The following is a 19,296-nucleotide window of genomic DNA, read 5'->3' on the forward strand; positions in this document are numbered from 1 at the left end:
CCGCCCGGAAATCATTCCGAAATCATTCTATTTCTTGACGGGAATGTTCTAGCCCACCGAGAATTGCCGCCTCGAACATGCCACCCCGAGGCGAGCCGTGGGTATCCGCGCCTGGTTGCGAAGCAAATTCTGGCCGGCACCCAGGCAGCAGGTGCCCCCGAGGCCACCGGCCCGTACCGCTAGCCGGCCGCGCCCGGCCGCACCGTCGCCCACCCAGCCAGAGCAGGAGGCCGCGCAACGGCCTGTGGAGGACGACCTCCGCGATGCCGATGGCGAACTGCGCGGCATCGAAGTCAGTGCCCGGCTGGGCCGGCGGTCGCTCATCGCAGGCCTTGCGGTGCTGTTGCTCTGGGCCATCGCCGCCGGCACATGGCGCGCCGCGGCGACGGCCGCTGCGGGATGGCCATTCGCCTGGTCCGACGCCTGGTCGGCGATCGGCCTGCTCATCCTCGGCGCGCCATTCCATATCATCGGTGCCTTCGCGACCGTTGCCGGCCTTGTCGTCGCGGCGGGCCTCATCGGCGCCTTCTTCGGCTTCCTCTTCGGGCTGCCCCGCCTCGATCCACGAAGCCAGGCGCTTGCCGCGACACAGGGCGGCGCCGGCGCGGCGCGCGGGTCCGACCAGCGCCCGCCTGCCGTCGATGACGCCACGCCGACGGAACCTGCCGCGGCCGGTGGCACGCGGTCGCATTCCGCCACCGTGGCCCAGCAGATCCTCGCCAGCTACCGCGCGAGCCCCGCGCTGAACGAGATCGCCGACTGGCTCACCAAGATCATCGTCGGTGTCGGGCTGGTGCAGGCCCGGGACATTGGCCACGGCTTCACGTCGCTGCTCCACTACCTGCTGATGGATGCGGGGCTCGTGCGTTACCCCGCCGCTGGCGCCGTCGTGCCCGCGGCGCTCATCGCGGGGACGATCGGCGGCTTCCTCTGGGCGTATCTGCTGATGACGCTGCTGCTGAGCCGCGAACTGGCGGAAGCGGCGATGGACCTCGAGAACGCGGGCGTGCGTCGGGCGGAGGCCCAAGCGCGCAAGGCCAGGAAGGAAGCCGAGAAGGCGCAGCGCGACCGCGCCGCCGCGGACCGCGTCGCCGAAGCGGCGGAGTTCGACCGCGACGCCGCGAACAGGGAGGCCTCGCGCGAACAGGCGCTCCGGATGGCCGTGGGCGTGCTGCGATACCGGGACGTCTCGGAACTGCTGCGCGATGCCACGTTGGATGGCGGACAGGTCCACGCCGATGCCGATCTGCGGGAGGCGGTGGACCTCCTGTCGAGCGAGGAACTGACGGAGGAAATGACGGCGGACGAAGTGCGCGCCTGGGCCAATGCGCAGGCGCGGCGCCTGCGACTTGGCGACGCCATCGACGGCTTCACGCGCCTCGCGGAGCTGCGCCGGAACGCCTACAGTCAGAGCGATCTCGCGGTCGTCCTCGACGCCGCCGGGGCGCACGAGGCGGCGCATGCCGCGCGAGCGGGCGCCCAGGCTGAGAGTATCGACGTCGCACCGCGCGTCACGGCGATGAACCGCATCCTCGACGCCCTGTACCGCCAGCCCCCGCAGCCCGATCTGGCGCTGAGCCTGATCACCGCGCTCGAGGCCGCCGACCCCGCGACCGGCGAGGACGCGACGATCCAGATGTACAAGGCCTGCGCGCTTGGCCAGAAGCATCGGGAGCTGGTGGCGCAGGCCGCCGAAGGCGGCGCGTCCCAGGCGCTTCAGGATGAGATCGGGATGGTCGAGGACGAGGCATTCGCGGCGCTGCAAGCCTCGCTCGACGCCCATATGTCGCGCGACTGGCTCCAACTGCTGATGGACCCGGCGCATCCGGCCAAGACGGGTCTGGGCGGGCCGGAGCGCGAGGATGACCTGGAAACCTTTGCCGGGATCGAGCGCTTCCGGAGGCTTGTGGGGCCCTGGCCGGCCCGGTAGCGCCGCGCGCAACCGCACGGTCGTTGCGGGCGTTGCGCCTGCATGTCCGACGTGCCGACCGATGAGACACCAGCCGGAACCGCGGCGGCGCGCCCCATGCGCGCCGCCCTGCTGATCAATCCGGCTGCCGGATCGGCGCGGCTGGACCACACCGGCATCGGCGGCCTCACAACAGCGCTCGGCGAGGCGGGCTACGACCTCGCCATCCCGCCGCAGCCCGAGCGGCCGCTCGACGCGCAGCTCGACGCCGCGCTCGAAGCGCAGCCAGATGTGGTCTTCGTCATCGGCGGCGATGGCACCATTCGCGCCGTCGCGGAACGGCTGGTCGGGCGGGACATCACGCTCGGCATCCTGCCGGGCGGCACGATGAACCGGCTGGCGGCGCGGCTCGGCCTGCCCGGGGACCCCCTGCAGGCCGCCCGCAGCCTGGCCGGCGCCATGGCTGAACCGCTGGCCCATGGCGCGCTGAACGGCCGCGTCTTCCTGTATCAGTCAATCGTCGGCCGCACCTCCCGCCTCGTGCGCTTTCGCGAGATGCAGCGCGGCACCGGCATCGCCGGCTGGCTGCCGCTGATCCGCGCGGCACTGCGCGCCGTCGCCCGGCCGCCGCGCCGCGCCCTGCGGCTGCGCGTGAACGGCCGCCGCCTGCGGGCGGATGTAGCGGTCGTGACGCTGCCGGTCCCGGGCGACGAGCCGCACTTCCAGGTCGATGCCGTGAAGCGCGGCGGCGTGCTGCGGGGGCTGCGGCAGGGCTGGCGCTGGATCCGCGGGCGGCTCGCCGGGGATCAGGGCGTCACCACCTTCCATCGCCCGTATCTGGCCGTGCAGGGCGTGGACCGCCGGCTTCGCGTCACGCTGGATGGGGAGCAGCACCTCCTCACACCCCCGCTGCGCTTCCGCCTGCGGCCCGGCAGCCTGCGGGTGCTGCGGCCGGCGCGCGGATGATCCGCGTCGCGCATCTCTCGGACATCCATTTCGGCGCGCATCAGCCGGACCTGGTTGCCCCGCTGATTGAGGACATCGCGCGCTTCGCCCCGGACGCGATCGCCATCAGCGGCGACCTGACGCAGCATGCCCGCGACATCGAGTTCGAGGCCGCGGCCGCGTTCATCGCGGCCCTGCCCGCGCCGGTCGTCGCCGTGCCGGGCAACCACGACATCCCGGCACGCGCCGTCTTCGAGCGCATGTTCGATCCGCGCCGTCGCTGGCGGCGCTTCATCAGCGCCACGACCGAGCCGGTCCTGACGCTGCCAGGCCTTGCGCTGATCGGCCTCGACACCGTGCGCCGCGCGCAACCGCATCCCGACTGGTCGGCCGGTGGCGTCTCCCGCGGGCGGCTCGCGCGCCTTGCCGCGCATATCGAGGCGGCGGCGGGGCGCATCGTCGTGGTGGTCGCCCATCATCCGATGCGCCATCCGCCGACCGCGATGAACCGCGCGCGGCCCTTGGGCGCCTCCGCCGCGCTTGCCACGATGCGGGGGGCAGGCGTTGCCGCGATCCTGTCCGGGCACCTGCACCGCCCGACGGAGCCGCTCGGCACGCCGCCGGTGCTGATCTGCGGCAGCAGCCTGTCCCACCGCGTCCGCGGCGTGCCGAACGGCTGGACGCTGGTGGAATTCGGCAATGGCCCTCCGCACGCCCGATACCGCACGGCGGAAGGGCTGGTTTGGCGCGACGCGACCGTCCTCGCGTGACCGGCCGCGGCTTCCGGTTCCAATCCGCCCCCGCCATGCCCTAGGCTTCCGGCCAAGGCCCCGGAGGCCGGGAGGAAACACGCATTGATCACCCGTCGCACCCTTGCGGCCACGGCTGCTGCCGTGCTCGCCGCACCGGCCCTCCACGCCCAGGGCAGTTGGCCGGACAAGCCGGTCCGCTTCATCCTGGGTGGCGCCGCCGGCGGCGTCTCCGACATCTTCCTGCGGATGATGGAGAACCGGCTGCGCGAGACGCTCGGCCAGCCGATGATCATGGAGCCGAGGCCGGGCGCGGGCGGCATGGTGGGGGCGGAGGTCACGGCGCGCTCCGCGCCCGATGGCTACACCCACTTCGTCAACCACATCGCATCCCACGGCATCGGCCCTACGCTGTACCGGCGCCTCTCCTTCGATCCGCTGAAGGACCTGCCGGGCGTCGCCCGCATCGCCGCGATGCCCAACGTGCTGATCGTCAAGGGAGACGGGCCGATCCAGTCGGTGCAGGACCTCGTCGCCTTCTGTCGCGCCAATCCGGGCCGGGCCAATTTCTCCTCGGCGGGATCAGGGACATCGTCGCACCTGTCCGGCCTGCTGTTCGGCATGCGGATGGGGATCGAGGTGACGCATGTGCCCTATCGCGGCACGGCCCCATCCATGGCGGCGGTGCTGAACGGGGAGGTGCTGTTCAACATCGACAACGCCCCCGTCTCCCGCCAGCAGGTGCTGGCCGGCATGCTGCGGGCGCTCGGCGTGTCCACGGCGCAGCGCTCGTCCACGATGCCGGAACTCGTGCCGCTGCAGGACCAGGGCGTGCCGGATTTCGACGTCGCTTCCTGGTACGGCATCGCCATGCCGGTGGGCGTGCCACGGGCGATCCGCGACCGGCTGGGGACCGAGATCGTCTCGGCACTGAACGACCCGGGCATCGCACAGCGCCTGCAGGAATACGGCGCAGAACCCTGGCCACTCGGCCCGGATGCCTATGACGCCTTCATGCGGGCCGAGGTGGTGAAATGGGCTCCGGTCGTGCGGGCATCTGGGGCGCAGGTGGACTGATATCGGCGGCCGTTCTTGGTCGTGCCGCTCCCGGATGGCGATCGGTGTCGGACGGGGTTTGCCCCCTTCTTGCGAAGGTAAAACTGGAGAGGGGCGCCGCCCCTCTCCAGACCTCACCCCGCCAGGCCATTGCATGGCCTGGACCGTCGGCACCTGGCGTTGGGCAGAAGGTCGTTCTGGCCCCGGCAAACGCGCGGGGCGCAGGCGCGGGTTTCGGCACCATTCTGCCAGCGGCGCCCGACGCCCGGTTGAGGTTTGCAAAGGCCCTTCGGCCTTTGCCGGGGTGGGGTTCGGGGAGGGGCGGCGCCCCTCCCTGATCCAACCGACGAGGCTCAACCCCGCGCCAATGAGGTAGCACCCAGGGACGGGCGGTCGCACCGTCTGCTTTCGGATCGGCCTTGCCGCTCGCAATCCCGCCACGCTGCGGGCATAGACCCGCGGCGTGACCGAGCCGATCCTGCTGCGCCGCATCCTGTTCGTCCTGCTGGCCCTGGCCATCGTGGCCGGCCTGCTGCGCCTTGCTGTCGCCGTGCTGGCGCCAGGCGGCTGGACGCTGTGGGAAGGGCTGATTCTGCTCTGCTTCCTCGGCACCATCCCCTGGAGCGCGCTGTCGGCCGCCAATGCGCTGGTGGGGCTCGCGATCCGGCTGTTCGCCCGCGACCCCGTCGCCGCCGCGCTGCCGGCGCTCCGGCAGGTCCGTCCCGGCCCGCCGCAGGGCCGTACCGCCATCGCCATCTGCATTCGCAATGAGGACATGGACGCCGTCCTGCCGCCGCTCCGCAGGCTGATGGATGGGCTCGCGGCCCACGGCGTGGCGGATCTCTTCGCGCTGTGGATCCTGTCCGACACACCGGCCGGCCCGACCGCAGAGGCCGAGGAAGCCGCCATCCGCGCCTTCGCTGCCGGCCGCATCGACACGCAGTATCGCCGCCGCGTCGTGAATGACGGTTTCAAGGCTGGCAACGTCATGGACTTCCTCGACCACCACGCCGAGGGGCTCGACCACTTCCTCTGCCTCGACGCCGATTCCGGGATGACGCCGGAGGCCGTGCTGCGCCTCGTCGCCATTCTCGAAGCCGACCCGAAGCTCGCCATCGTGCAGCAGCTCATCCACGGCAGGCCGGCGGGCGCGGCGTTCCCGCGGCTGTTCCAGTTCGGGATGCGCCAGGGCATGCGGACTTGGGCGACGGGGCAGGCCTGGTGGCAGGGTGATGAGGGTCCGTACTGGGGCCATAACGCCGTCATCCGCATCGCCCCGTTCCGGGAACACTGCCGGCTGGAACCGCTGCGGGACGGGTCGCGCATCCTGTCCCACGACCAGGTGGAGGCGACGCGGCTGACGGCCGCCGGCTGGAAGGTGCGCGTGCTGCCCGACGACACCGGCAGCAGCGAGGGCAATCCACCCACCTTCGGCGACTTCGTCACGCGCGACCTGCGCTGGGCCGGCGGCAACATGCAGTACCTCGCGCTGCTGCGCCTGCCGGGGCAGACCCTGATGGCGCGCTGGCAACTGGTGCAGGCGATGCTGCTGTTCCTCGGCGCGCCGCTGTGGTGCGCGATCCTGCTGCTGGCCGCGATCAATGCGCTGACCGGCGGCGGGGCCACGACGCCGACAGGCGGGCTGCTGCTGCTCCTGCTCGCCGGCTGGACCTGCCACTACGCGCCGAAGCTTGCCGGCTACGTCGAACTTCTGCTGCGCCGCGACCTCTCGGACGCCTATGGCGGGCGCGACGACGTGCTGCGCGGCGCAGCGGCCGAGATCGCCTTCACCACGCTGATGGAACCGGCGCGGCTGATGGCGCAGTCGCTGTTCATGCTGGCGCTGCCCTTCGGGCTGAAGGTCGGCTGGGTGCCGCAGAACCGCGCCGACCGCGGCGTGTCCTGGGCGGATGCGGCGCAGCAGTTCTGGCCGCCGACGCTGGCCGGCGTGCTGCTGGCGGTCGCCTTCGCGGCCGCTTCGCCCTTCGCGCTGCTGCTGGCGATGCCGGTGCTGGCGTCGCTCCTGCTCGCCATTCCCTTCGCGGTGGTCACGGCCGATGCGGATTTCTCCGCCTGGCTGCGGCAGGAGGAAATCGGCGCGCTGCCGGAGGAACGGCTCGGCTTCGCCGCGCGGGGCGCTGCGTGACCGTGGAAAGCCGTTTCCGCGCCAATCGCGACGGCCGTATTCTACGGGTCATGCCGCATCTCCGCCGCATCCTGCGCGCGCCGCTGCTGATCCTCGCCTTCCTCTGGGTCGTGCTGGAGGAAACGATCTGGCGCTGGGCCGGGCAACTCGGCGCGGCGATCGCGCGGCTGCCGGTCTTCGCCGGGCTCGAACGGCTGGTCGCGCGGCTGGATGCGCGTATCGTGCTGCTGCTGTTCCTGCTGCCGCTGCTCGCGCTGATCCCGCTGAAGCTCGCCGCGGTCTGGCTGATCGGCGGCGGGCATGCGATCAAGGGGGTGATGTTGCTGGTTAGCGCAAAATTCCTGGGCACCGCGGTCTCGGCGCATCTCTATGCCCTGGCCGAGCCGAAGCTGATGACCATCGCCGCCTTCGCGCGGGTGCGGAACGTCGTCGTCGGGCTGTTGGCGCGGGCCCATGCCTATCTTGAGGCGCTGCGGGTCTGGCAGGCCGTGCGGCGGGCCAAGGCGATGGCGCGCGTCCTCGCCGCGCGGGTGCACATCCTGGTGTTCGGCGACGGCCCGGGGCTGATCGGCCGGGTACGCGCTGTGCGCGCCCGCTGGCGGCATCGCGCATGACCGCGCGGGTCATCCTTTATGCCGCCATGTCCATCGACGGCTGCCTCGCGGATGAAGAAGGCGGCATCGGCTGGCTCGCCCCCTTCGACGCGCAGGACTACGGCATGGCCGGCTTCCTCGCGCGCATCGGGGCTCTGCTGACCGGCCGCGCGACCTACGACCAAGTACGCGACTTCGCCGAGTGGCCCTATGCCGGGAAGCGCGTGGTGGTGCTGACGCACCGGCCGCTCGACCCCAACCCGCCGGCCGGAGTGGAGGCGGCGGAAGGCGACCTGGGCGCCGTGATCGCTCGGCTGAAAGCCGAGACGGCGGGCGACATCTGGCTGCTGGGCGGCGCGGCGGTCGCGCAGGCGGCCATGGCGCGCGGCCTCGTGGACCGGCTCGAACTGTTCGTCATTCCGGTCACACTCGGTGCCGGCATCCGGCTGTTCGGCACTTCCGGCGCGTTGCAAGGCTGGCGGCTTGCCGCGACGCGGTCCTTTCCGAACGGTGTGGTCGAGCTGGACTACGACCGCGGCTGATTCCGCCCCTGCCGGGGTGGATCGTCGGCGCCTTACCCGGCACGCTCCGCGGACGGCCATCGCGGAGTGACGGAAAGACCATGCCCCTCGACCCCGGCGCACAAAGCGTCCTTGACCTGATCCGCGAGAGCGGCCGCCCCGCCCTCCACACACTGACGCCGGAGCAGGCGCGCGAGGTCTCCGCCGCCGCGGTTCCCGTGCTGCAGCCCGACCCGCAGGACGTCGCCGAGGTCGAGGATCTGGCCTGCCCCGGCCCCGCCCGCCCGATCGGGCTGCGGCGGTATCGCGGCCGCGGCACCGACCCCGCCGCCGTCCTGCCCTGCCTCGTCTTCATCCATGGCGGCGGCTGGGTAATCGGCAGCCTGTACACCTACGACCAGCTCTGCCGCAGCCTCGCCAACCACCTCGGCGCCTGCGTCATCTCGGTGGATTACCGGCTCTCGCCCGAACACCGCTTCCCCGCCGCCGTCGAGGATTGCGCCGCCGCCCTGCGCTTCATCCACGCCGAGGCAGCGACGCTGCGCATCGACCCGGCACGCATCGCCGTCGGCGGCGACAGCGCCGGTGGCAACCTCTCCGCCGTCATGGCGCTGATGGGTCGCGACGGGACGGTGCCGGCGCCGGGATTCCAACTGCTGCTGTATCCGGCGACCGACCTCGGCGGCGCCGAGCGTGCTTCCTACCACCGCTGCATCGACGGCTATCCGCTGACCGCAGCGACGATGCGCTGGTTCGTCGACCACTACATCCCCGATGCGGCCGAGCGTTCCGACTGGCGTGCCTCCCCACTGCGTGCCGCCTCGCTCGCGGGCGTCGCGCCCGCCTTCGTGATGACCTGCGGCCACGACCCGCTGCACGACGAAGGCGCGGCCTACGCGCACCGTCTGGCGGCGGAAGGCGTGCCGGTGACGCATCTGCACGTCGCGAACCAGATGCACGCCTATCTGACGATGGGGCGGTTCATCCCGACCTCGGACCTGACGCTACGACAAGCCGCGGCGGCGCTGCGGGCGCATTGGGGGGTGGGGTAGGCGCGGCATTTGCTCCCGCGGTGCGCGTGATCGGAAGGGAGCTTTGCCCCTTAGCTGGATCAGGAAGGGGCTCTGCCCCTTCCCGAACCCTACCCCGGCAAAGGCCGAAAGGCCTTTGCAAACCTCGACCTGGCGCTGCGCGCATAGGGCCGGACGATGATGGTCATATGCTCTGCGCACGGAAGCGATTTGACATCAGGAGAATGGCCTTCGCGCCCGGCGCCAAATGATGGCGGTCCAGGCCATCCATGGCCTGGCGGGGTGAGGCTCGGAGAGGGGCAGTGCCCCTCTTCGATCCACCTTCGCGCAGATAAGGCTTTGCCGCTCTCTCCGAGGAACTCTCACCTCAGCCGCGCGCGCACCATCTCCAGCGCCGTCACGAATGCGGCCTCCGCGTCCAGTGCCGTCGTATCCAACATCACGGCGTCCGCCGCCGGCCGCAGCGGTGCCACCGGCCGATTGGCGTCCTGGGCATCGCGGTCGCGGATCTCGGACTCCACCTGCGCCGCGTCCGCTGCCACGCCACGGCCGCGCAGTTCCAGGAAACGCCGGCGTGCGCGTTCCTCGACGCTGGCGGTGACGAACAGCTTCACCGGCGCCTGGGGGAAGACGACCGTGCCGATGTCACGGCCGTCGAGCACCGCACCGCGCTCGCGCCCGAAGGCGCGCTGGAAGTCGAGCAGCGCGGCGCGCACCGCCGGGATCGCGGCGACCGCGCTCGCCGCCATATCGGCCATCGGGCCGCGGAGATCGGGCCGTTCCAGGTCATCCGGCGTCAGGCTGCGCGCGGCGGCCTCGGCCTCGGCGGCGTCACGCGGGTCGGCGCCGCGATCGAGCACGCGCCGCCCTACCGCCCGGTAGAGCAGGCCGGTGTCGAGATAGGGCAGGCCGAGCGCCGCCGCGAGGCGCCGCGCCAGCGTCCCCTTCCCCGCCGCCGCCGGACCGTCGACCGCGATGACGGTGCCGGCCGTCACGGGGCGGCCATCGCCTCGGTGCCGGCCAGGCCGTTCATCAACGTGGCGAAGCCCGGGAAGGAGGTGTCGATGAAGGCAGCGTCGTCCGCCGTGACGGGCGCGCGGGCGGCGAGGCCCATCACCAGCGCCGACATGGCGATGCGGTGGTCCATGTGCGTCTCGACCGTGCCGCCGCCAGGGATGGCGCCCGCGGTGCCTTCCACGATCAGGTCGTCGCCCTCGATCGTGGCCTTCACGCCATTGGCGGCAAGGAGGGCAAAGGTGGCGGCCAGCCGGTCGCTCTCCTTCACGCGCAGCTCGGCAAGGCCGGTCATCCGCGTCACGCCGCGCGCGGCCGCGGCCGCGACCGCCAGCACGGGGTATTCGTCGATCATCGAGGGCGCGCGGCCCGGCGGCACGGTTACGCCAGTCAGCTCCGTGTATTCGGCGACGAGGTCGCCAACCGGCTCCCCGCCGGCGACGCGCTCGTTCTCGACGCGCAGCGCGGCGCCCATCTCGCGCAACGTGGTGATAAGGCCGGTGCGCAGCGGGTTCAGGCCAATATTCTCGACCACCACGCGCGATCCCGGCACCAGCAGCGCCGAGACGATCGGAAAGGCGGCGGAGGACGGGTCGCCGGGCACCAGCACCGGGGCCGCGACCAGTTCGGGCTGGCCTTCCAGCGTCACCAGGCGGCCCTGCGCCGTGTCCTCCACCGACACGGTCGCGCCGAAGTGACGCAGCATGTTCTCGGTGTGGTCGCGGGTGGGTTCGCGCTCCACCACGCGCGTCGTGCCCGGCGCGCACAGCCCGGCAAGCAGGCAGGCGCTCTTCACCTGTGCCGAAGCCACCGGCAGCGTGTAGTCGATGGGCAGCGGGTCGGCCGCGCCGCGGATGGCGAGCGGCAGGCGGCCCCCTTCCCGCGTCCAGAACGCCGCGCCGGTCGCTGACAGCGGTTCCGTCACGCGCTTCATCGGCCGCTTCCGAAGGGAGGCATCGCCGGTCATCGTCGCGAAGACCGGGTGGCCGGCGAGCAGGCCAAGCAGCAGCCGCGCCGCGGTGCCGGAATTGCCCATGTCGAGCACATCCGCCGGTTCCACCAGGCCGCCCACGCCGCGGCCCGACACGCGCCAGGCGCCGGGGCCGACCCGTTCCACCTCCGCACCCAGGGCACGCATGGCGGCGGCGGTGCGCAGCACGTCCTCGCCTTCCAGCAGGCCGCTGATCTCGGTGGTCCCGACCGCGAGCGCCCCGAACATCAGGGCCCGGTGGCTGATCGACTTGTCTCCCGGCACGCCGAGCCGGCCGGCAAGCGGGGAACCTGGCGCGCGGGCCTGGAGGGGGCGGGGATCGGGATGCGACATGGGCGGCGTTTGACATGGCCCGGCAGGGCGTGGCAATGCGCCCGACCCTTTGCACAGGCGCGCGGGGCCCCGTGCGCGAGACGGATGTGACCCATGGCTAAGCCCGAACTCGGCCTGAAGCGCAGCTGCGTGGCCTGCGGCACCCGATTCTACGACCTTGCCCGTACCCCTGCCGTCTGCCCGAAATGCGGCACCGAGCAGCCGGCCGAGCAGCCGCGCCTGCGCCGCGCGGCACCGGCCCCGGTGCCGGACGAAAAGCTGAAGAAGCGCGCCGCCACCCCGGAGGCCGAGGCCGACGACATCGAGGTGGAGGATGTCGAGGGCGACGAGGCGATCGAAGACGCCGAGGAGCTCGAGGACGAGTCCGACGGCATCGACGACGCGATCGAGGTCGAGGCCGACCGGGACGAGGAAGGCTGATTCTGCGGCGGTCGCCTGCAGCGACCGCTTCAGGTCTTTGCTTTGTCCTCGAATGGTGGGCGGGCCGCGGCCCCTGAGCCCTGCGCTACCGCTCTGGCGGCCACTGATGGTCCGGACGCGGTCGCGCGCCACGCTCACGGAGCGCGGCGCGGTCGCCATCCGATAAGGTGATTGCCGGCCCTGCGGCCACGCTTGCCTTCACGGTTGCGGTCGGGGGGCGCCGTGCCCATCCTCTCCCCTCCTGGAGGAAGGGCCTGTCCATGACCATGATGAACCGTCGCGGCATGCTGGTCGGCGCCGCCGGCCTGCTGACCGCCGCCGCCATGCGCCGCCCCGCCTACGCCCAGGCGCCTTCGGGCCCGTTCACACTGCCGCCGCTGCCCTATGCGCCCAACGCCAATGAGCGCGCCATCGACGCCATGACGATGGAAATCCATCATGGCCGCCACCATGCGGCCTATGTCGCGAACCTGAACGCCGCGGTGAAGGACCATTCGGCGCTCGCGCAGATGCCGGTCGATGATCTGCTGAAGCGCCTGTCCGAAGTGCCGGAGGCCGTTCGCACCGCCATCCGCAACAACGGCGGCGGCCACGCCAACCACAGCATGTTCTGGGAGCTGATGGGCGGCCAGGGCGGCGAGCCGACCGGCGAGTTGAAGGCCGCGATCGACCGCGACCTCGGCGGCATGGAGAAGTTCCGCACCGACTTCAACGGTGCCGGCGCCCGCGTCTTCGGCTCCGGCTGGGTGTTCGTGGCCGTCACGCCGCAGGGCGGGCTCTCGCTGGTGTCGAAGCCCAACCAGGATACGCCGCTGATGGATGGCGGACGGGTGCTGATGGGCAACGACGTGTGGGAGCACGCCTACTACCTGCGTTATCAGAACCGGCGCGCGGACTACCTGACGGCGTGGTGGAACGTACTGAACTGGGGGAAGATCGGGGAGCGGTACGCGGCCGCGAAAGCCGGCACGCTGCGCGTGTGATACTCCCGGCCCGCCGTCAGCCCGGCGGGCCGATCATCCCACGGATGAGGGCGGCGCGTTCCGTCACCGGGCGGCATGGCAGTTCGACGATCTCGTATCCCAGATCGGCATAGGCCTGTGCCACGACCTGGCAGGTGCGGCGGGCAGTTTCCCCGTCCTGCCGCCGCTCCGCATCGCGGCCGTAGATCTCCGGCCAGAACGGAGCCAAGAAGACTCGCTTTGCATAGCGACACAGGTGCGCCGCGCCGGAGAGGTGCGCGGGCACCGGCAAGCCCTCGAGCCGCCGGTAGCCGATGATGTCCGGCACGCCGCGGTCGAACAGTACCGGGCCGGGGTGGCCCTGCATCATGGCGTGGGACCGCATCTCCCAGCCCAGCATCAGCTCCGCGAATAATTCCTTGTCGCGCCACGGCAGGGCCGGGCCGTCGATCGCCGTCTGCGCCTGGATGATGGCGCGCCCCGCCTCGGGTGCGTGGGCATAGCCTTCAGAGGCCAGGCGCTCGATCAGCGTCGTCTTGCCCGAACCGGGCCCGCCGGTGATGACGATGAAGCGCGGTTCCTGTTCCTTCATTGCATGTTCCTGCTTTCAGGGCGGGACGGCGTAGTGCCGGACCCGGCCGGTTGACCTTGCCCTCTGCCCCGCCGGGCGCCATACCCGCCCGGTTTCGTAAGACCTGGGAGCGCCCGATGCGCGTGAAGGACGTGAAGAAGGTCGTGCTCGCCTATTCCGGCGGGCTCGACACCAGCGTGATCCTGAAGTGGCTGCAGACCACCTACCGATGCGAGGTGGTGACCTTCACCGCGGATCTCGGCCAGGGCGAGGAACTCGGCCCGGCGCGCGACAAGGCCCTGCTGCTCGGCATCAAGCCCGAGAACATCTACATCGACGACCTGCGCGAGACCTTCGTGAAGGACTTCGTCTTCCCGATGTTCCGCGCCAACGCCCTGTATGAGGGCATGTACCTGCTCGGCACCTCGATCGCCCGCCCGCTGATCTCCCAGCGCCAGATCGAGATCGCTGAGAAGGTGGGCGCTGATGCCGTTGCCCATGGCGCGACCGGCAAGGGCAACGACCAGGTCCGGTTCGAGCTGAGCTACTACGCGCTGAAGCCCGACATCAAGATCATCGCGCCCTGGCGTGAATGGGAACTGACCAGCCGCACGGCGCTGATCGCCTTCGCCGAGGAACACCAGATCCCGATCGCCAAGGACAAGCGCGGCGAATCGCCCTTCAGCGTCGATGCGAACCTTCTGCATTCCTCCTCGGAGGGCAAGATCCTCGAGGAACCGTGGGATGCGCCGGACGAGATGGTCTGGCAGCGCACCATCAGCCCGATGGACGCGAAGGACGAGGTCACCGAGATCACCATCGAGTTCGAGCGCGGCGACGCAGTCGGCATCAATGGCGAGCGCCTGTCGCCCGCCACGCTGCTGACCAAGCTGAACGCGCTCGGCAAGGAGAACGGAATCGGCCGGCTCGACCTGGTGGAGAACCGCTTCGTCGGCATGAAGTCCCGCGGCTGCTACGAGACCCCCGGCGGCACGATCCTTTACGTCGCCCATCGCGCGATGGAATCGATCACGCTGGATCGCGAGGCGGCGCACCTCAAGGACAGCCTGATGCCGCGCTACGCCGAGATCATCTACAACGGCTTCTGGTTCGCCCCGGAGCGCCGGATGCTGCAGGCGATGATCGACGAGAGCCAGAAGAGCGTGACCGGCACCGTCCGGCTGAAGCTCTACAAGGGCAACACGATCGTGACGGGCCGGCAGTCGCCGCACAGCCTGTACTCGATGAAGCACGTCACCTTCGAGGACGACCAGGGCGCCTACGACCAGTTCGACGCGCAGGGCTTCATCAAGCTGAACGCGCTGCGGCTGCGGCTTGGCGGTATGGCGGGACGGAAGGGCGGCGCGCTGTAGTCGCGTCTCGGAGGGGGGCGTTTCCCCTCCCCGAACTTCCTAGTTGCGCCGCTACCTCTGTGATCGGAGATCGGAGGGGCTCTGCCCCTCCGAACCACCCCGCCAGGGGGTTGGACCCCCTGGACCGCAATCTGTTGGTATCGCGCGCGGCGGGCTTTGCTGTTCCCGTCAGACTCGCTTTGTGCACAAGGGCGGGTTCCGGCACCAATTCTGCCAGCGGCGCACCGGCGCCAAGTCGAGGTTTGCAAAGGCCCTTCGGCCTTTGCTGGGGTGGCTTGGAGGGGCAAAGCCCCTCCAATCGACAGCGGAAGTATCGGTGTAACCAGAAGGGCCTTCGGAACCGTTACCTGGCGCCGGGCGGCACAGTTGCGTTCCGCATGGCGATGCCCGTCGCGCGCAGCGCCGGCCAGCGCTCCCCGCCAAATGGGCAGCACACCCCCAACCGCGCGCTGGTGGCAGACAGAAAACGGTGGGTCTGCGGGGAGTTCCCTCCCCCCGCTTCTGACGCAGTTCCAGCCGGGCGCCGGCTGACCTACTCTCGGCGTCTCGACCCAGCCGAGGAACGCCCATGCGCGGCACTGCCCTTCGTCCCTTCCTGTTCGCCGCGCTGCTGTTCGGCGCCACGCCGGCCTTCGCGCAATCGGCCTGTCCGGGCCGGATCTCGGCCAATGTCTTCGCGCCCGTGCCGCGGGATGCGGCGGTCGCGGTGCCTGAGCGGCCGGGCGGCGGCCCCAATGACCGGCGGCTGCGGGAAGCGGTGCTCGGCGCGCTCGCCACGGCCGGACGGCGCGTGGATGCGAATGCGCCCTACATCCTGTCCTGGCGCGGCGGCACCTCGATCGAGGGTGACAATTTCGGTGGCTTCAACGACCGCAGCTCCGGCCGCACCTTCCGCGAGAGCGACGACATCTCCTGGACACAGAATGTGCCGCGGGCAGGCGGGCGGAACGTGCCGACCATCCGCGTGTCCGGCACGGTGGACCTGCGGGAACGCGCGACGCAGCGCATCGTCTGGACGGCGGTGATAACCTGCAGCAGCCAGGCACGCGACGATGCTTCGCTGTTCACCTTCCTGGCCAACGCGGTGATGCCGCATATCGGCCAGGCGGCGGCGGGGCGGCCCTTCTGAACGCGCCGGCGAGCCCGCGCGCGCGCGCCGAGGCGGCGCAGTCACGTGCCTCGGACCCCGCCGCTTCTGCCTGGGTGGAGGCATCGGCCGGGTCGGGCAAGACCAAGCTGCTGACCGACCGGGTGCTGCGGCTGCTGCTCGCGGGGGTGGAGCCGGGGCGCATCCTGTGCCTGACCTTCACCAAGGCGGCCGCGGCGGAGATGGCGACGCGGCTGGCTCGCGCGCTGGGTGGCTGGGCGACGGCGGAGGATGCCGCGCTGGCGCAGACGCTCGCCGCGCTGACCGGGCGCGTCCCGGATGCGCAGGAATTGCTGGCCGCACGCGCTCTGTTCGTGCGCGTGCTGGAACAGCCGGGCGGGATGCGGATCTCGACCATCCATGCCTTCGCGCAATCGCTGTTGCGGGCCTTCCCGCTGGAAGCCGGCCTCGCGCCGCAATTCGCGGTGGTGGAGGAGCAGGAAGCGCGCAGCATGCTGGCGCGTGAGCGCGAGGCGGTGCTGGCCGCGGCCCCGGACCGCGTGGCGCTCGAAAACCTCGCGCGGCTGGTCCCGCCGACGCGCTTCGCCGAGGTTGTCGGCACGCTCGCACAGGATCGCGGCCGGCTGCTGCGTGCGGTTGAATCCCGGCAGGGCATCGCCGGGCTGGAACCGGCGCTGGCGCGAAAGCTCGGCCTGACCGGCGAGTCGCGGGAAGATGCGCTGATCTGCGCCGCCTGCGATGTCGACGCCGCCCCGCTGCTCGGCATCGCGCGGCGGCTCGGGCAGAGCGGCAATGAGAAGACCGACCAGCGCAACGCGGAGCGGATGGCGGAGTGGCTGACGCTCGACATCGCTGGCCGCGCCGCGCGGTGGGGGGACTGGAAATCGGTCTTCCTGACCGCTGAGGAAGCGGTGCGGAAGACGCTCGTCACCAAGGACAAGCGCATCGCCGCCCAGTACGAGGAGCTGGTCGCAGCGATGCAGGCGGAAGGCGAGCGCCTCGCGGCCGTGCAGGAAGCGCGTGCTGCCTGCCGGCTGCTCGCCGCAACCATCGCGCTGCTGTCGATCGGCGCGCCGGTGCTGCAGCGATACGACGCGGCGAAGCGCCGCGCGGGCATGCTGGACTATGACGACCTGATCCGCGGCGCCGAGCGGCTGCTGGACGACCCCGGCAGCGCCTGGGTGCTGTTCAAACTGGATGGCGGCCTCGACCACGTGCTGCTGGACGAGGCGCAGGATTCCAACCCCGACCAGTGGGGCATCGTGCGCGCCCTGACCTCCGAGTTCTTCGCGGGCATCGGTGCGCGCGAAGCCGGCCGCACTATCTTCGCCGTGGGCGACGAGAAGCAGTCGATCTATCGCTTCCAGGGCGCGGATGCGGAAGGCTTCGCGCGGGAACGCGCGCACTACGCCGGCACCGTGCCGCAGGAAGTCCAGGAATTCCGCCCGGTCACGCTCGACGTGTCCTTCCGCTCCACCGCGCCTGTGCTGGCGCTGGTGGATGCTGTCTTCGCGGAGGGTTCGGCGCGTGAGGGCGTCGTCGGTGGCGACGACCCGCTGCGCCACTTCGCCGACCGAGCCGGCCATGCGGGCGAGGTGGAGTTGTGGCCGCTGCTGACCACGACCGACGCAGCGGAACCGCCGCCCTGGGCGCCACCCGATGCGCCGGTCGATGCCGAGGGCGCGCCGCAGCGCCTGGCCGCGCTGCTGGCCCAGCGCATCCACCACATGATCGCGACCGGGACACTGCCAGCCCGCGTCGAGGAAGGCCGCGAGGCCGAACAGCCCCGGGGCCGCCGCGTGCGCGCGGGCGACATCCTGGTGCTGGTCCGCGCCCGTGCGCGTGGCGGCTTCGTGCCGGCGCTGGTGCGCGCGCTGAAGGATCTCCGCATTCCGGTCGGCGGCGTCGATCGCATGGTCCTCGCCGACCAGATTGCCGTGCAGGACATGCTGGCACTGGCCGATGTGCTGCTGCTGCCGGAGGACGACCTTTCGCTCGCCGCGCTGCTGAAATCGCCGCTGGTGGGGCTGGAGGAGGATGAATTGCTCGCGCTGGCGCAGCCGCGCGAAGGTTCGCTGTGGGCGGCGCTCGCTGCGCATCGCGGCGGCGAGGCGCGGGTCGGCCGCGTCGCCGATTGGCTCGATGCGCTGTTGCGGCGGGCGGATTTCGCGACACCGCATGCGCTGTTCGCCGGCGTGCTCGGCGCGCCCGGCCCGCTGGATGCCCGGGCCGGGCGCGCGCGGATGCTGGCTCGGCTCGGGCCGGATGCCGCCGACCCGCTCGACGAGTTCCTCAACGCCGCGCTCGAGCACGAACGCGCCCACGCGCCGTCGTTGCAGGGCTTCGTGCAGCAGCTTCGCCAGGGCGGCGCCGAGGTGAAGCGCGAAGCGGAAGGTGCCGGCGACGCCGTGCGGATCATGACCGTGCACGGCGCGAAGGGCCTGCAGGCGCCGATCGTCATCCTGCCCGACACCACCGCGGAGCCGACGGACCGCACGACGCTGCGCTGGCTCGATGGCGACCTGCCGGTCTGGGCGCCACGCAAGGAAGGCTTCGATGCCGGCGCCCTGGCCGAACGCCGCCAGCAGGACCAGGCGGCGGATGCGCGGGAACGCCACCGCCTCCTCTACGTCGCGCTGACGCGGGCCGAGGACCGCATCCTCGTCTGCGGCTGGCAGGGCCAGAAGAAGGTGCCGGACGGGTCCTGGTACCGGCTGGTCGAACGGGGCTTCGAGCGGTTGGGCGCCCCGGCGGAACCATTCGACCCGACGACCTTCGGCGGCGCGGGCGACCTGTTTCCACCGGACGCGACGCAACGCCGGCTCGGCGGCGCCCAGACCCTGCCCGCCCGGCCGGAGCCGCCGCCGCGGGCACGCGTCGCGGCCGCCGCCCTGCCCGACTGGGCGTATCGCCCGGCACCGCGCGAAGCACCGGAAGGTGCCGTCGCCCCCTCCGCCCTGCCTGGCGAGGAGGAGACGCCCGCGGCGCCGCCGCGCCCCGCCGACGATCCGCGCGGCCTGCGCTTCCGGCGCGGCCGGCTGGTCCATGCGCTGCTGCAGCACCTGCCCGATCATCCGCCGGCGGAGCGCGCCACGATGGCCCGCCGCTTCCTGGCGCGACCCGGCCACGGGCTGGAGGAAGCCGAGCGCGAGGCGGTGCTCGCCGAAGTTCTCGCACTGCTCGCCGACCCGATGCTCGCCGCCGCGCTGGGCGCCGACAGCCTCGCCGAGGCGCCGCTCGCGGGGCGCGTCGGCGGAACGCTGATTGCCGGTCAGGTGGACCGGCTGCTCGTCACGCCCGACCGCGTGCTGGTGCTGGACTACAAGACCAACCGGCCGCCGCCCGCGGCGCCGGAAGCAGTGGCACCGCTCTACCTGCGCCAGATGGCGGCGTACCGCGCGTTGCTGCGCGCGGCCTTCCCCGGCCGGCGCGTGGAATGCGCGCTGGTCTGGACCTATGGCGCAAGGGTGATGCCGCTGCCGGACACGCTGCTGGACCGGCACGCGCCGGTCTGACCGCGGCGCCGGCGATCGCCGCCTTCCATTGCCGGTCTGTATAGGGTAGGGGACTACCC

The 19,296-nt window shown here is 71.5% G+C and carries 16 protein-coding genes; 13 read left to right on the forward strand and 3 right to left on the reverse strand.

Annotated elements, in window-relative coordinates; genetic code table 11:
* Nucleotides 1-244 precede the first annotated feature (244 nt).
* From GXW78_RS23355 to GXW78_RS23390, 8 genes are all read left to right on the forward strand, one after another.
* On the forward strand, nt 245-1,930 hold the full coding sequence (locus GXW78_RS23355; RefSeq protein WP_211871318.1) for a hypothetical protein: 1,686 nt from the start codon (nt 245-247) through the stop codon (nt 1,928-1,930).
* Nucleotides 1,931-1,972: 42 nt separating this feature from the next.
* Complete coding sequence (locus GXW78_RS23360; protein ID WP_211871319.1) at nt 1,973-2,875, forward strand: diacylglycerol/lipid kinase family protein; 903 nt, start codon at nt 1,973-1,975, stop codon at nt 2,873-2,875.
* Entirely contained in the window at nt 2,872-3,624 is a 753-nt protein-coding gene (locus GXW78_RS23365) for a metallophosphoesterase family protein (RefSeq protein ID WP_211871320.1), read from the forward strand. Before GXW78_RS23360 ends, GXW78_RS23365 begins: the two co-directional genes overlap by 4 nt.
* 84 nt (nt 3,625-3,708) lie before the next feature.
* Nucleotides 3,709-4,680 (forward strand): Bug family tripartite tricarboxylate transporter substrate binding protein, encoded by a 972-nt coding sequence (locus tag GXW78_RS23370; RefSeq protein ID WP_211871321.1) that lies wholly within the window; start codon nt 3,709-3,711, stop codon nt 4,678-4,680.
* A 442-nt stretch (nt 4,681-5,122) separates the two neighbouring features.
* On the forward strand, nt 5,123-6,805 hold the full coding sequence (mdoH, locus tag GXW78_RS23375) for a glucans biosynthesis glucosyltransferase MdoH (protein WP_211871322.1): 1,683 nt from the start codon (nt 5,123-5,125) through the stop codon (nt 6,803-6,805).
* A gap of 50 nt (nt 6,806-6,855) precedes the next feature.
* The gene (locus GXW78_RS23380; RefSeq protein WP_211871323.1) at nt 6,856-7,419 is read left to right on the forward strand and encodes a hypothetical protein; all 564 of its coding nucleotides are present in this window, start codon (nt 6,856-6,858) and stop codon (nt 7,417-7,419) included.
* The gene (locus GXW78_RS23385; protein ID WP_272876896.1) at nt 7,416-7,940 is read left to right on the forward strand and encodes a dihydrofolate reductase family protein; all 525 of its coding nucleotides are present in this window, start codon (nt 7,416-7,418) and stop codon (nt 7,938-7,940) included. The genes GXW78_RS23380 and GXW78_RS23385 overlap by 4 nt, the downstream gene beginning before the upstream one ends.
* An 80-nt stretch (nt 7,941-8,020) precedes the next feature.
* The gene (locus GXW78_RS23390) at nt 8,021-8,971 is read left to right on the forward strand and encodes an alpha/beta hydrolase (protein ID WP_211871325.1); all 951 of its coding nucleotides are present in this window, start codon (nt 8,021-8,023) and stop codon (nt 8,969-8,971) included.
* A gap of 341 nt (nt 8,972-9,312) precedes the next feature.
* On the opposite strand, the gene GXW78_RS23395 is transcribed toward GXW78_RS23390, so the two are convergent.
* Together GXW78_RS23395 and aroA are read right to left on the reverse strand one after the other, a co-directional pair.
* A complete protein-coding gene (locus GXW78_RS23395) occupies nt 9,313-9,945 on the reverse strand; it encodes a (d)CMP kinase (protein ID WP_211871326.1) in 633 nt (210 codons plus the stop codon).
* Nucleotides 9,942-11,288 carry a 3-phosphoshikimate 1-carboxyvinyltransferase gene (aroA, locus tag GXW78_RS23400; protein ID WP_211871327.1) on the reverse strand — a complete coding sequence of 449 codons (1,347 nt, stop codon included), beginning with the start codon at nt 11,286-11,288 and terminating at the stop codon, nt 9,942-9,944. The genes GXW78_RS23395 and aroA overlap by 4 nt, the downstream gene beginning before the upstream one ends.
* Nucleotides 11,289-11,381: 93 nt before the next feature.
* Here aroA and GXW78_RS23405 point away from each other — a divergent pair, with 93 nt between their 5' ends.
* A complete protein-coding gene (locus GXW78_RS23405; protein WP_211871328.1) occupies nt 11,382-11,708 on the forward strand; it encodes a TIGR02300 family protein in 327 nt (108 codons plus the stop codon).
* Between the two features lie 260 nt (nt 11,709-11,968).
* Entirely contained in the window at nt 11,969-12,691 is a 723-nt protein-coding gene (locus tag GXW78_RS23410; RefSeq protein ID WP_211871329.1) for a superoxide dismutase, read from the forward strand.
* Between the two features lie 16 nt (nt 12,692-12,707).
* On the opposite strand, the gene GXW78_RS23415 is transcribed toward GXW78_RS23410, so the two are convergent.
* Nucleotides 12,708-13,262, reverse strand: coding sequence for an AAA family ATPase (locus tag GXW78_RS23415; protein ID WP_211871330.1), 555 nt, complete (start codon nt 13,260-13,262; stop codon nt 12,708-12,710).
* A 116-nt stretch (nt 13,263-13,378) separates the two neighbouring features.
* On the opposite strand from GXW78_RS23415, the gene GXW78_RS23420 reads away from it, so the two are divergent.
* The 3 genes from GXW78_RS23420 to addA all read left to right on the forward strand — a co-directional run bounded on the left by GXW78_RS23420 (nt 13,379) and on the right by addA (nt 19,237).
* Nucleotides 13,379-14,614, forward strand: a complete 1,236-nt coding sequence (locus GXW78_RS23420) for an argininosuccinate synthase (protein WP_211871331.1) — start codon at nt 13,379-13,381, stop codon at nt 14,612-14,614.
* Nucleotides 14,615-15,182: 568 nt separating this feature from the next.
* Nucleotides 15,183-15,743 (forward strand): hypothetical protein, encoded by a 561-nt coding sequence (locus tag GXW78_RS23425; RefSeq protein ID WP_211871332.1) that lies wholly within the window; start codon nt 15,183-15,185, stop codon nt 15,741-15,743.
* Complete coding sequence (gene addA / locus GXW78_RS23430) at nt 15,740-19,237, forward strand: double-strand break repair helicase AddA (RefSeq protein ID WP_211871370.1); 3,498 nt, start codon at nt 15,740-15,742, stop codon at nt 19,235-19,237. Before GXW78_RS23425 ends, addA begins: the two co-directional genes overlap by 4 nt.
* The last annotated feature ends 59 nt before the right edge of the window (nt 19,238-19,296 follow it).

This window comes from Neoroseomonas terrae (genome assembly GCF_018129025.1).
Lineage (GTDB): Bacteria > Pseudomonadota > Alphaproteobacteria > Acetobacterales > Acetobacteraceae > Neoroseomonas > Neoroseomonas terrae.